The sequence below is a fragment of the Serratia microhaemolytica genome, from assembly GCF_004011885.1.
Classification (GTDB): domain Bacteria; phylum Pseudomonadota; class Gammaproteobacteria; order Enterobacterales; family Enterobacteriaceae; genus Serratia_G; species Serratia_G microhaemolytica.
In genome coordinates this window covers 160,823-174,077 of the sequence record NZ_SBEF01000002.1, presented here as the reverse complement: position 1 = coordinate 174,077, position 13,255 = coordinate 160,823, and the positions used below count along the sequence as shown (strand labels likewise).

Sequence of the window (13,255 nt, the reverse complement as noted above, 5' to 3'; positions counted from 1 at the left end):
ACGCCAGCCGGCGGAATAGTGGCTGGCGTGAGTTAGACAATGGTTGCGTGTTGGATCCGCCGTGCGATACGGCACGCAACCACAGTAGCGGCTACACCGCCAAATCAGCGGTGTCGCCCTTCTCCTGCAACCAGTTACGGCGATCTTCAGAGCGCTTTTTCGCCAGTAACATATCCATCATCGCCAGAGTTTGCTCACTATTGCTGTCGTCAATGGTCAACTGCACCAAACGGCGCGTGTTCGGATCTAGCGTGGTTTCGCGCAACTGCAAGGGGTTCATCTCACCCAATCCCTTAAAGCGCTGCACATTCGGTTTGCCCTTCTTGCGCTTTAACTGATCCAGCACGCCAGCTTTCTCCTCTTCATCCAGTGCGTAATAGACCTCTTTACCCAGATCGATACGGTAGAGCGGTGGCATCGCCACATAAACATGGCCGCCCTTAACCAGCGCACGGAAATGGCGCACAAACAGCGCACAGAGCAGTGTGGCGATGTGCAGGCCGTCGGAGTCGGCATCGGCCAGAATACAGATTTTGCCGTAACGCAGTTGGCTGAGATCGTCACTGTCGGGATCGATGCCGATAGCAACTGAAATATCGTGTACTTCTTGTGAGGCCAGCACTTCATCAGACGAGACTTCCCAGGTATTCAGGATCTTGCCCTTCAGTGGCATGATCGCCTGATATTCACGATCACGCGCTTGTTTGGCGGAGCCACCGGCAGAGTCACCTTCAACCAGGAACAGCTCGGTCATGCTCAGATCCTGTGAGGTGCAGTCAGCCAGTTTACCCGGCAGCGCCGGGCCGCTGGTCAGCTTTTTACGCACCACTTTTTTGGCAGCACGCAAACGGCGCTGGGCACTGGCGATCGCCAGTTCAGCCAGTTGTTCAGCCAATGACAAATTCTGATTGAGCCACAGGCTGAAGGCATCTTTGACTACACCAGAGACGAAGGCGGCACACTGGCGTGACGACAGGCGCTCTTTGGTCTGACCGGCAAATTGCGGATCCTGCATCTTTACTGACAATACATAAGCACAGCGATCCCAAATATCTTCCGCCGATAATTTGACGCCACGCGGCAGGATATTGCGGTATTCACAAAATTCACGCATCGCATCCAGCAACCCTTGGCGCAGGCCGTTGACATGGGTGCCGCCCTGCATGGTTGGGATCAGGTTGACGTAGCTCTCGGCGAGCAGTTCTCCACCTTCCGGCAGCCATAATAGCGCCCAGTCAACCGCTTCACTGTCGCTGGAAAAACCACCCACAAACGGCTTTTCCGGCAGGCAGGGCAGGCCGTTTACCGCTTCCATTAAGTAGTCGGTTAATCCATCCTGATAGCACCAGCGCTGTTCAGTCTGATTGACGTTATCGATGAAGAAGATCTCGACCCCGGGGCAGAGCACCGCTTTGGCTTTCAATAAATGGCTGAGGCGAGAGACTGAGAAGCGTGGACTGTCGAAGAACTGTTCATCAGGCCAGAAGTGGACGCTGGTGCCGGTGTTGCGCCGGCCACAACTGCCAGTGATTGCCAGATCTTCTACCTTGTCACCGTGTTCAAACGCGATGCTGTAGATGTTGCCATCACGGCGTACATTCACTTCAACACGTTTTGACAGTGCATTCACCACCGAGATACCGACGCCATGTAAGCCACCGGAGAACTGATAGTTTTTATTTGAGAATTTGCCACCGGCGTGTAGGCGGCACAGGATCAGTTCAACGGCGGGCACTCCCTCTTCAGGGTGGATATCGACTGGCATACCACGCCCATCATCAATCACTTCAAGTGATTGATCCGCGTGTAGGATCACATCGATACGTTTGGCATGGCCGGCTAATGCTTCATCGACACTGTTATCGATCACCTCTTGGCCAAGGTGGTTTGGGCGCGCGGTGTCGGTATACATACCGGGACGGCGGCGCACCGGTTCTAGACCGCTGAGCACTTCAATGGCGTCGGCGTTATAGCTGGATTGAGTCATTGTTGGTTATGTTTTGGTTATTAATATCAGGGAATTGTCCTAATCGCCCATTGGGTTGCTGGCGTCATAGCCCTAAAAAATCGACAACTTGGGCGAAGTAACGCTCAAAACCGACGAAGGCGTGATTACCACCGGCCTCTACTGTCTGTCGACATGCGGCATAATAGGCCACCGCTTGTCCGTAATCGAGCAGTTCGTCGCCGGTTTGCTGCAATAGCCAGATCAGATCGGGGGCTTCCAGCGGATCGATCTGCATCACCTTCAGGTGGTGAATGTGGCGTGACTGTAACACATATTGCTGCCCGGTGTAGGGATTCTGATTCACCCCTAGGTAGTCGATCAGTAATTCGAACGGCTTCACCGCTGGGTTGATCACGACCGCCGGCAGCAGAAAACATTGTGACAGCCAAGTCGCATAGTAGCCCCCCAGTGAGGAGCCGACCAGGCCAATAGTTTGCCCGGAGCGGGTCATCACCAGATCTTCCAGTAGCTGTGCCGCCTCTTCCGGGTAGGGCGGCAGTTGTGGTACCAGCATTTCGATGCTCGGGTGGTGCTCAGCCAGCCACTGTTTGAATGCGCTTGCTTTGGCAGAGTGGGGTGAACTGTTAAAACCGTGTAAATAAAGCAGTGTTGTGGGCATCAGTAGCCGTCCGAGTTGATATCTGGGCGGAAATGGTGCTGCTCCAGTCGGCACAGTTGGCTTGCCACACCACCATCAGGCAGTAGCTCCAAATAGCGCCAGCCAGGAGCAGTGTCGTCAACAGTAAAATTAGTACAATGTGGTTTGAATTGCACACAGGTTGAAGGCGAAGCCAGTACGCGCCGACCGTGCCAGTCAACATCCAGTGCTTGATGAATATGACCACACAGCAGCGTGTTCGCCTGTGGGTAGTTGACTAACACCGCCAGCAATTGCTGTGCGTTACGCAACCGGTGCTGATCGAGCCAGTCACAACCTGAAGCTAACGGGTGATGGTGCAGCAGCAGCAGCGTGTAGCGTGTGGGATGTGCCTGTAGACACTGCCGTAGCCACGCTAGTTGTTGCACGCTGAGTTCACCGTGGGCAACGCCGCACACCTGGCTATCGAGCAGTAGGATCTGCCAGTCTTCACCCAGTAGAACCTGCTTGGCACAGGAGACGCCAGCTTGGGCCAATGCTGCTATCATCGCCGGTTGAAAATCGTGGTTACCGGGCAACCAGACGCAGGGTGCCGAGAGGCGTGCGATGCCGGCAGCAAAATGGTGGTAGGCTTGTAGGGTGTGGTCTTGTGCCAGATCGCCAGTTGCTACAATCAGATCATAATGTTGCTGTTGCGCGATGACGGCATCAAGCACTGCGTGATAACTGGCATAGGTCGGTATACCAAGCAGAGTCTGCTCTGTGCTGGCAAAAAGATGGGTGTCGGTTATCTGCAGGATCTTGGCTGCAGATTTACCAGCCACCGAGAGTGTCAACTGGCTTTCCAAATAGTGTCCTTGATTATTTCAGTGTCTGACAGCTCGTCAGCGCGATTGCTCAACCGATAATACTCAATCCTTCCTACACTGCATGATAACTTGCTTTAAATAGAAAGATCTGCAAACTGGCACACACTTCCGCAACGCCGACACTATTTATGGCACAGCACGCTGATTGCACCTGGCATGATGGGATGGAGCCAGCCTAGAGTTGGAACGCACCTCCGCAGCAGCGTATATGCCGCCGGAGAGGTTTTGTGCCATTTTCTGAATCTAAAACAGCCACTAAACTGGTGCTGATGGGATGGAAGCGTCGCTGTTGTTAGCGCTGGCTACGCCAGTACCCAGTGGCTTGCTGAGCGTTGCACTGGGTATCTTTGCCTCGGTTTGCGTTTGGCCGTGAACAGTGAACGCCCTGCTCGGCATTCAGTGATTCGCTATTCAACGGTTAGTGTTTGTCCATTCAGCCCGTAACGATGCATGGTGCAGTTCCAGCCACTGTAGTGCAATCACCGAGGCTGCATTATCAATCACACCCTGCTCGACCCAGCGGTAAGCCTGCTCACGGCTGACAACGTGTACGCGAATATCTTCATGCTCTTCCGGCAAGCCGTGGATCCCTTCTGCGCGGGTAGCATCGACTTCACCGACCATAATCGATAGACGTTCGCTGGTGCCACCCGGGCTAGCCAGGTAACTGAGCACCGGTTTGCAGCGGCCAACAGTGATGCCAGCTTCTTCCACGGCTTCACGGCGACAGACTTGTTCGACACTCTCACCGGTTTCGATCATGCCGGCAATCATCTCCAGCAACCAGGGCGAATCACTGGTATCAATTGCCGCGATGCGCAACTGTTCAATCAATACCACTTGATCAGTGAGCGGATCATACGGCAGTAGTACCGCAGCGTGACCACGCTCAAAAATTTCCCGCGATACCTCGGCGCTCATCTCACCATTGAATAGCCGGTGGCGAAATCGGTAGAGGTTGAGGGCAAAAAAGCCACGATACTGTGTCTCGCGTGCAATAATTTTGACATCACTCTTGTTAAGTATCACTGGAGAGGGCTGTGAATGGTTCATTTATTGATTCTCTTGTGTAATTATCCTAACTTGTTCGACGGTTCTCAGGTGGTCGCTCATAGCACAGCCTGAAAGATAATTAAGGTTCTATTCCGATAGGCGTAATCAACGCCACCAGCCTAGGCACGGGCAACGGGAGCGCACTCGCGATTCGGGTACACTCCAACGATAACATGGACGTAAAATCGCCCTAACCGGATTGGCCCTAAGCATGACACTATTGCTGCACAGATAATGTTGCTGCATAAATAAGGAACGCACATCACATGAAGAAACTGCTCCCTTTTCTTGTTAGCCTGAGCATCGCCGGTTTCAGCACCGGTAGTTGGGCGGAAGATCTGTTACAAGTTTACCAAAAGGCAAAAGAAAGTAACCCAGATCTGCGCAAAAGTGCAGCAGACCGCGATGCAGCGTATGAACAGATTAGTGCTGCACGCAGCCCGCTGTTGCCACAGCTTGGCCTCTCTGCCGGTTATACCTACAGCAGCGGCTTTCGTGATGCCGCCGATACACATAGCGATGTCACCAGCGGTTCATTGGGGTTAACACAAACGCTGTTTGATATGTCCAAGTGGCGCTCGCTAACCATGCAGGAGAAGAGCGCCGGCATTGCCGATGTCACTTTCCAGAGTGCGTCACAGAAGCTGATCCTAGATACCGCTACCGCTTACTTTAATGTGCTACAGGCGCTCGATTCACTCTCTTATGTTCAGGCGAACAAAAAAGCCGTCTATCGCACTCTGGATCAGACCACGCAGCGTTTTAATGTTGGCCTGGTCGCGATCACTGATGTACAGAACGCCCGCGCCAATTACGATAACGTATTAGCCAATGAGGTGGCTGCACGTAATAATCTCGATAATGCGATTGAGTCACTGCGTCAGGTGACGGGCATTTTCTATCCGCAATTAGCTTCGCTCGATACTGGTAAATTCACCACCAGGCAGCCCGATGCGGTGGCTAATCTGTTAAAACAGGCGGAAAGCCGTAACTTAAATCTGCTTGCAGCCCGTTTGGCACAAGATCTGGCTCGCGAGCAGATCAAATCTGCACAGTCTGGTCATATGCCGACGCTCAATCTTAATGCCTCCAGTAGCATCAGCAACACCAAAAATGGCGGCGCTGCCAATCAAAGCCCAGATCGTGATGTCGGGCAGAATCAAATTGGTGTCAGCCTCAATCTGCCACTTTATAGCGGCGGTGGCACGCGTTCGCGTGTCAAACAAGCGGAGTACAACTTTATCGGTGCCAGTGAGCAGTTGGAGAGTGTACATCGTAGCGTAGAGCAGACGGTACGCTCTTCATTTAACAATATTTCCGCCTCTATCAGCAGTATCAATGCCTATCAGCAGGCGGTTGTTTCGGCACAAAGCTCACTGGATGCCACAGAGGCCGGTTATGAGGTAGGTACCCGTACTATTGTTGATGTACTTAATGCCACCACGACGCTGTATAATGCCAAACAGCAGTTGTCGAATGCTCGTTATGCTTATTTTATCAATCAATTAAATATTCAGGCTGCACTTGGTACCCTGAATGAAAGCGATTTAGTTGCATTGAATGGCATGTTGGGACAGTCGATCTCCACGACACCGGAGACCGGAGCGTTACCCCCGGCCAGACCACTCAAGCCAGCCAGCGGTGTGAAACGTGCTGCGCCGGTGCGCAAAAGTGGTTCCGGGCAGTAATTATTGAATATTTTGGTTTTTTAAGTATATTTACCCCAGCCAGTTGGCTGTGCCGATGCTCTGCGGTACAGCCAACTGGTCGTCAGGCGATGGTGACAGGCACTGAGGGTGTTTGCCACCAGACGGATTGCCCTCATCGGTTTTTGCATCGTATTTTTCAGCCGTGCTTTTTAGCCGCGCTATCAACGAGCTGTAATCAACCAACTGTGACCTTCATTGAGTGAGTGCCAAGCATCTGGATAGGTAACATTTATAATGTTATTGCACTAACGCGAGTGATCACCTTGCTGCAGGACCTCTTCAGAGTGGGTAAGTCTGGGAGGCTATTATTTTAATATGTTGTTTTAACACACCAGTGTCAGCACACGGTGTTTATTTGGAGTGACTGATTGTGACCAGTATTATTCGTCAATTTCTACGCCAGGAAGCTGCAGGAGGCATCATTCTGATCATCGCCGCTACGGTTGCTTTGATCATGGCTAACAGCCCACTACAGGGGCTATATCACGCTTTTCTCAATATCCCGGTTATGGTGAAGGTGGCAGCTCTGGAGATTGGTAAGCCGCTACTGCTGTGGATTAACGATTTCCTGATGGCGATTTTCTTCTTGGTGGTGGGGCTGGAAGTCAAGCGCGAACTGATGCAAGGCTCACTCGCCGGACGCGACAAGGCGGTATTCCCAGCGATTGCGGCAGTAGGCGGAATGCTGGTTCCAGCACTGATCTATCTGTTTTTCAATGCGGCTGATGAGATCACCCGCCAGGGTTGGGCGACACCTGCTGCCACTGATATCGCTTTCGCACTTGGCGTGATGGCGCTACTGGGTAAGCGAGTTCCCACTAGCCTGAAGGTGTTTCTGCTGGCGTTAGCGATCATCGATGATCTTGGCGTGATTGTGATTATTGCGCTGTTTTACACCCAACAAGTCAACATGATGGCGCTGGCCGCAGCCGCAGTGGCGATCTTGGTATTGGCACTGATGAATTGGCGCGGTGTTGGACAAACCTCGCTCTATATGGTGGTAGGATTAGCGCTGTGGATCGCGCTGCTAAAATCGGGTGTACATGCCACGTTAGCAGGGGTGATTATCGGTTTTATGATGCCGCTGATGGCAAAAAATGAACCTTCACCGTCAGAGACGCTGGAGCATGAACTGCATCCGTGGGTCGCCTTCCTGATCTTGCCGCTATTTGCTTTTGCCAATGCGGGTATCCCATTGCAAGGTATCTCATTAGCAGGATTGACCTCATGGTTGCCGGTTGGTATTGCGGCCGGGCTATTTATTGGCAAGCCACTGGGCATTTTTAGCTTTAGCTGGTTAGCGGTGAAACTCGGCATTGCTCGCTTGCCGGACGGAATTAGCTTTAAGCAGGTATTTTCTGTTTCGGTGCTGTGCGGTATCGGCTTTACCATGTCGATCTTTATCGCTTCACTGGCATTTGGTGAAAGTAACCCTGAGTTGATCACCTATGCCAAATTGGGCATCTTGCTCGGTTCAATTGCCGCCGCAGTGGTCGGTTATCTACTACTACGCGCCACACTGCCGGTCAAACCGCTGCAACAGAACAGGTCATTGTAGTTCACCACATTTAACCACACGGCACATCTACCAATAGGAGTATGTGCCGTGTCAGGCTGGCGATTGGGTTGTCAATACCAATAATATAACGCCATGCTGAAGGATCGGTTTTGCTAAATTCTGGCAGATTATTTATCCAGTTGCGTGCTGACTGACAAATTGCCCAGTCTGAATAATACCCCCCAAATAAAAATCAACCACATTCACAGCCAGTGCGGTAATCAAGTTAGCTAATCATGCGATTTTGAGAGGTGGCTCGTTTCATGTGCTATGCTCTGTCTGGTGGCTTCATCATTTAACAGGGAAGAGGTTGTAGAAGAAAACAGATTTAAGCAACAGCAGGGCGAGGCAACAGGCAACAAAATATCTGCGTTATTTAGTGCCGTTTCTGTGACTCATTCAGCGCAGGGAGGAGTAGCAGGCAGTCAGCAGTGGTAGATAATACAGATAGATAATAGAGTGAGGCCATTCGGAGAGCCGACAACCAGCTCTTTGCATTATTGAAGGTCAATAGGTAGATATCCTGACTACTTGCTGTTGTCGGTTGGCAACGTAGCCAGCACTCAGCAGCGTCGGTAATAGGTAGACATTGAGGAGGTTAAAGAATGACGTTACCTAGTGGGCACTCTAAGAACCGTTTAATGAAACGTTTTGCTAGCCTAGGGCCTTATCTGCGTGAAGGCCAATGCGAGAATGATTGCTTTTTTTTCGATTGTTTGGCGGTGTGTGTGAATGTGAAACCCGCACCGGAAAAACGTGAGTTTTGGGGGTGGTGGCTGGAATTACAAGCTGAGGGATCGAGCTTTCTCTATCGTTATCATTTTGGCCTATTCGACAAAGAGGGGTGTTGGTGTGCCAAAACAATCAAGGATGCCCAAGTACAAGCGGAGCTTGAAAATACGCTGAGCAATTTCCAGCGTCGTTTGGGCGAATTACTGGAAAGTATGGAGCTGATGCTGATGCCGGCAGATGATGAACAGGCACTGCGGCTCTCTGCTTAACTCACCTTTTATAGCATATCCCGTTTGCTGCTGTTTTTGGCGGTATGGCTGTTTAGCTAATCTCCAGTAACTTCAGATAATAATCGGATATCTGCATTAAAATCGCGTTATGCCTGTTGGCATAACGCTTCTCTCCTGCTACAACGTCCTTCACACTTGTTTGTTATTCAAATGGCAGGGATATCATGAACGGCAGCCAGACTTTGGTTGTGAAGTTGGGCACCAGCGTGTTGACCGGCGGTTCGCTGCGTCTTAACCGCGCCCATATTGTTGAGCTAGTGCGCCAATGTGCGCAGCAACATGCCGCAGGGCATCGGATTGTTATTGTCACGTCAGGAGCGATTGCCGCAGGCCGTGAACATCTGGGTTATCCGGAATTACCGGCAACGATTGCCTCGAAACAGCTACTGGCTGCGGTTGGTCAGAGCCGTTTGATCCAACTCTGGGAACAACTGTTCTCGATCTACGGTATTCATATTGGCCAAATGCTGCTTACCCGAGCCGATCTGGAAGATCGTGAGCGTTTTATCAATGCACGCGATACGCTGACCGCATTATTGGATAACCAGATTATTCCGGTCATCAACGAAAATGACGCGGTAGCAACGGCAGAGATTAAAGTGGGTGATAACGATAACCTGTCGGCGTTAGCGGCCATTTTGGCCGATGCCGACAAACTGCTGTTATTGACCGATCAGCAGGGGTTATATACCGCCGATCCTCGTAGCAACCCGGATGCTGAATTGATCCGTGAAGTACATGGCATCGATGATGCGCTACGGGCGATTGCCGGTAACAGTGTTTCGGGTCTCGGCACCGGTGGTATGGGCACCAAGTTGCAGGCGGCAGATGTCGCTTGTCGTGCCGGGATTTCGGTGATTATTGCCGCTGGTAGCAGGCCGGGCGTGATCGCTGATGTGATTGCCGATCACTCTGTCGGCACACGTTTTCACCCTCAGCAGACCCCACTTGAAAACCGCAAACGCTGGATCTTTGGCGCGCCACCGGCGGGAGAGATCACCATTGATGATGGTGCCGCTGAAGCCGTGCTGGTGCGCGGCAGCTCATTGCTGCCGAAAGGCATCTGTGCAGTGAAGGGAGAATTTTCGCGTGGCGAGGTGATCCGTATTCGCAATCTGGCTGGGCGTGATCTGGCACACGGTGTTAGCCGCTACAGTAGCGATGCGATGCGCATGATTGCAGGACATCACTCGCAGCAAATTAGCGAAATTCTCGGTTATGAATATGGTGCGGTTGCCGTCCATCGTGACGATATGATTATCAGTTAAGAGGTGAACATGCTGGAGCAAATGGGTAAGGCCGCGAAACAGGCTTGCTGGCAGTTGGCGCAACTGGGCAGTGCCGAGAAGGATCGGGTTTTAATGCTGATGGCAGAGATGCTCACTGCTAATAGCGCTGAGATCCTGGCGGCCAATCAGCAGGATATGGCACAGGCGCAGGCGGCTGGGATGAGCGCAGCATTGCAGGATCGTCTGCTACTGACACCCGCGCGTTTAGCCGCGATCGCCAATGATGTGCGTCAGGTCTGTCAGTTAACTGATCCGGTTGGGCAGGTGATCGACGGCCGTCTGCTGGACAGTGGATTGCGTCTGGAGCGACGTCGTGTGCCGTTGGGGGTGGTGGCGGTAATTTATGAAGCACGCCCGAACGTCACCATCGATGTGGCGAGTTTGTGTTTGAAAACCGGCAACGCGGTGATCCTGCGTGGTGGTAAAGAGACACATCATACCAATCAGGCGATGGTAAAAGTGATCCAGCAGGCACTGCAACAATCGGGTTTACCTGCCGCTGCGGTACAGGCGATTGAACGGCCCGATCGTGAGCTGGTTAATCAGCTACTTCGGCTCGATCGTTATGTCGATATGCTGATCCCGCGTGGTGGTGCTGGCCTGCATAAACTGTGTCGAGAAAACTCTACCATTCCCGTGATCACCGGTGGGATAGGTGTTTGCCACATCTACGTTGATGCGGATGCTGACCAGCACAGTGCGCTGAAAATTATCGAAAATGCGAAAATTCAGCGTCCGAGTGCCTGTAATTCACTGGAAACCCTGCTGGTTAACCGTGCTATCGCTGAACAGTTCCTGCCGTTATTAAGTGCTCATATGGCGAGTGTGGATGTCACTCTACATGCTAGCGAAAGTGCGATGCCACTACTGCAGCAGGGACCAGCACGTGTTGTCGCGCTGGCAGAAGGTGATTACGACGACGAGTGGCTATCGCGTGATCTGAATGTCACCTTGGTAGAAGATATCGACCAAGCGATTGAGCATATTCGTATTCACGGCACCAGCCATTCAGATGCCATCTTAACCCGCAGCATTCAGCAAGCCGATTACTTCGTTCATGCGGTCGACTCCGCTGCTGTCTATGTCAACGCGACTACTCGTTTTACTGATGGAGGTCAGTTTGGGCTAGGGGCAGAAGTGGCAGTCAGCACGCAGAAACTTCATGCTCGCGGCCCAATGGGGTTGGATGCACTCACCACCTACAAATGGATCGGCTACGGCGACAATCTACTGCGTGCTGATTAACAGACTATATTTTGCATCTGTGCGCCGTAGATGAAGTTACTGACGCACAGCTCTGCTGTTTGTCGCACTAAATTCAAACCATCCCATGACAAAGAGTGTCGGCAGCGGTTTGCCGCATTGCGATCTTGCTGCCGATTGACTCCTGCACCGCGTATATAAAAAATCCCCATAACTTTATATGTTTATGTTATTGGAATGCTATAAGGCATTTGGTTATAACAAGCGGGTGGCATTGGTGGCTGGCACTTATAATCCCTTTAATTAACATAATATTAATTGGTTTTCCCGGGCTTGCTTGGGGTGTGCGTAACCACATTTCATTCAACACAAGGAGATCACTTGACTATCGTCTCAGTTCCGGAGTTTTCACAACTCCCCCCCGCAGCGCAAGCGCGTTACCAGGATCAGGTTGAAAAGCATGGTCGAATAACCAACATGAAACGCACGCTGCTGCATTCTCCCGTGGCATTTGATGCGCTGATGCACTGGTATCCACTGTTTGATGATGTGAAAGCGCTGGTTGGTGAACGCGCGGCACTGTTTTATGCTTACGCGATATCGAGCCAGAACGACTGCCTAATATGCAGCACTTTCTTCGTCAAAATCCTTAAAGATAAAGACATTCCATTTGATCAGTTTACTTTCACTAGTACCGAACAACTGCTGATCGATTATGGTCGCGCTATTGTTCATGATCAGCACCAGATCGATGACCGCATACTCTCTGCACTGCAACAGCAGTTTGACGAGCCAGCCATTGTTTTGCTCACCGCGTTTGCCGGTTTAATGATTGCCACCAACCTAATCAATACCGCGTTAAAAGTACCGCTAGATGAATATCTGTTTGAGTATCTAGCGCCTAATTAATACAGCATCGCTAGTTAACATTAACCCGAATCCTACCTCCTGCCTGAGCCTGACAATACATCGGCTAGCTGGCAGGTCGGTCACACTTTGTCTGGAGAAGTTGTTATGACTGCACAGTTTGCCAATAAAACCGTTTTTATTACCGGAGCAGCGAAAGGACAAGGGCGAGCTGTCGCGCTCGCCTTTGCTAAAGAAGGAGCTAATATCATTGCCTTTGACCTAGGCAAAAAGATCACCTATCCAGAATATAATGATTCATCGGTGGATGACTTAGCAAATTTGCAATTTGACGTAGAGAAGATGGGCGCGAAGATCGCCACCTTTGCCGGCGATGTGCGCAATGCCCAGGATGTCAGCGCGGCGGTGCAGCAGGGTGTCGAGCGTTTTGGCACCATCGATATCCTGTTCAATAATGCCGGCATTTGTGCTTATGGGCTATCTCATGAATTAACCGAACAAGAGTGGGATGCAATGCTGGATATCAACTTAAAAGGCGCTTGGTTGGTATCGAAATATGTTATTCCTCATTTGATCCGCCAGAAAAGCGGGGTGATTATTACCAACTCCTCGATTGGCGGCCTGCGTGGCATGAATCGTCTATCACACTATGCCGCATCTAAATTTGCTTTGATTGGTTTAACCAAATCTCAGGCGATTGAGTTGGCACCGTACAATATTCGCGTTGTCAGCATTCATCCGACCGGTGTCAATACAGCAATGAATGATGGATTAGCGGCAATGGAAGGGGCAACACCACAGGAGATTGCTGAGCGTTCGGCCGGTAACTTGCTGCCGGTACCGTGGATTGAGCCAGAAGATGTTGCCGATTCGGTGCTGTTCCTGGCTAGCGATAAAGCCCGCTTTATCACCGGTAGCCAGTTTGTGCTGGATGCTGGGCTGTTGACCCGATAATTATCTCGCTAGCGCGGTAAGGCGGTTTTTGGCTGGCAGCGGATCGCGGTATGGGGCGTTGCGAGCCGTGTTTAACGCAGTACCAACATCAACGAATCCCGGCACTGCGTTACTTATCTTGCTGG

General features: G+C 51.5%; 11 protein-coding genes. 7 read left to right on the top strand and 4 right to left on the bottom strand.

Annotated elements, in window-relative coordinates; all coding sequences use genetic code 11:
• Positions 1 to 91 precede the first annotated feature (91 nt).
• The 4 genes from parE to nudF form a co-directional block, all read right to left on the bottom strand.
• Entirely contained in the window at positions 92 to 1,987 is a 1,896-nt protein-coding gene (parE, locus tag EOJ37_RS02680; RefSeq protein WP_127957496.1) for a DNA topoisomerase IV subunit B, read from the bottom strand.
• 64 nt (positions 1,988 to 2,051) lie between these two features.
• On the bottom strand, positions 2,052 to 2,627 hold the full coding sequence (gene yqiA, locus EOJ37_RS02675) for an esterase YqiA (RefSeq protein ID WP_127957493.1): 576 nt from the start codon (positions 2,625 to 2,627) through the stop codon (positions 2,052 to 2,054).
• Positions 2,627 to 3,454, bottom strand: coding sequence for a 3',5'-cyclic-AMP phosphodiesterase (cpdA, locus tag EOJ37_RS02670; protein WP_127957490.1), 828 nt, complete (start codon positions 3,452 to 3,454; stop codon positions 2,627 to 2,629). Before cpdA ends, yqiA begins: the two co-directional genes overlap by 1 nt.
• Positions 3,455 to 3,886: 432 nt before the next feature.
• On the bottom strand, positions 3,887 to 4,528 hold the full coding sequence (gene nudF / locus EOJ37_RS02665; protein ID WP_127957487.1) for an ADP-ribose diphosphatase: 642 nt from the start codon (positions 4,526 to 4,528) through the stop codon (positions 3,887 to 3,889).
• A gap of 266 nt (positions 4,529 to 4,794) precedes the next feature.
• On the opposite strand from nudF, the gene tolC reads away from it, so the two are divergent.
• The 7 genes from tolC (at position 4,795) to EOJ37_RS02630 (ending at position 13,130) form a co-directional block, all read left to right on the top strand.
• Complete coding sequence (gene tolC, locus EOJ37_RS02660; RefSeq protein WP_127957484.1) at positions 4,795 to 6,216, top strand: outer membrane channel protein TolC; 1,422 nt, start codon at positions 4,795 to 4,797, stop codon at positions 6,214 to 6,216.
• A gap of 391 nt (positions 6,217 to 6,607) precedes the next feature.
• On the top strand, positions 6,608 to 7,795 hold the full coding sequence (gene nhaA, locus EOJ37_RS02655) for a Na+/H+ antiporter NhaA (RefSeq protein ID WP_127957481.1): 1,188 nt from the start codon (positions 6,608 to 6,610) through the stop codon (positions 7,793 to 7,795).
• 605 nt (positions 7,796 to 8,400) lie between these two features.
• Positions 8,401 to 8,796: a sigma factor-binding protein Crl gene (crl, locus tag EOJ37_RS02650; RefSeq protein WP_127957478.1), complete on the top strand. Its 396-nt coding sequence runs from the start codon at positions 8,401 to 8,403 to the stop codon at positions 8,794 to 8,796.
• 185 nt (positions 8,797 to 8,981) lie between these two features.
• Entirely contained in the window at positions 8,982 to 10,085 is a 1,104-nt protein-coding gene (proB, locus tag EOJ37_RS02645) for a glutamate 5-kinase (protein ID WP_127957475.1), read from the top strand.
• Between the two features lie 9 nt (positions 10,086 to 10,094).
• Positions 10,095 to 11,351 carry a glutamate-5-semialdehyde dehydrogenase gene (proA, locus tag EOJ37_RS02640; protein WP_162473645.1) on the top strand — a complete coding sequence of 419 codons (1,257 nt, stop codon included), beginning with the start codon at positions 10,095 to 10,097 and terminating at the stop codon, positions 11,349 to 11,351.
• A gap of 339 nt (positions 11,352 to 11,690) precedes the next feature.
• Positions 11,691 to 12,218, top strand: a complete 528-nt coding sequence (locus EOJ37_RS02635) for a carboxymuconolactone decarboxylase family protein (RefSeq protein ID WP_127957470.1) — start codon at positions 11,691 to 11,693, stop codon at positions 12,216 to 12,218.
• Positions 12,219 to 12,323: 105 nt separating this feature from the next.
• Positions 12,324 to 13,130 carry a mycofactocin-coupled SDR family oxidoreductase gene (locus EOJ37_RS02630; protein ID WP_127957466.1) on the top strand — a complete coding sequence of 269 codons (807 nt, stop codon included), beginning with the start codon at positions 12,324 to 12,326 and terminating at the stop codon, positions 13,128 to 13,130.
• Positions 13,131 to 13,255 lie beyond the last annotated feature (125 nt).

Excerpts from the sequence above, each read along its gene's own strand:
- parE (WP_127957496.1), bottom strand. The coding sequence starts at position 1,987 with ATGACTCAATCCAGCTATAACGCCGACGCCATTGAAGTGCTCAGCGGT.
- yqiA (WP_127957493.1), bottom strand. The coding sequence starts at position 2,627 with ATGCCCACAACACTGCTTTATTTACACGGTTTTAACAGTTCACCCCAC.
- nudF (WP_127957487.1), bottom strand. The coding sequence starts at position 4,528 with ATGAACCATTCACAGCCCTCTCCAGTGATACTTAACAAGAGTGATGTC.
- tolC (WP_127957484.1), top strand. The coding sequence starts at position 4,795 with ATGAAGAAACTGCTCCCTTTTCTTGTTAGCCTGAGCATCGCCGGTTTC.
- crl (WP_127957478.1), top strand. The coding sequence starts at position 8,401 with ATGACGTTACCTAGTGGGCACTCTAAGAACCGTTTAATGAAACGTTTT.
- proB (WP_127957475.1), top strand. The coding sequence starts at position 8,982 with ATGAACGGCAGCCAGACTTTGGTTGTGAAGTTGGGCACCAGCGTGTTG.
- proA (WP_162473645.1), top strand. The coding sequence starts at position 10,095 with ATGCTGGAGCAAATGGGTAAGGCCGCGAAACAGGCTTGCTGGCAGTTG.
- EOJ37_RS02630 (WP_127957466.1), top strand. The coding sequence starts at position 12,324 with ATGACTGCACAGTTTGCCAATAAAACCGTTTTTATTACCGGAGCAGCG.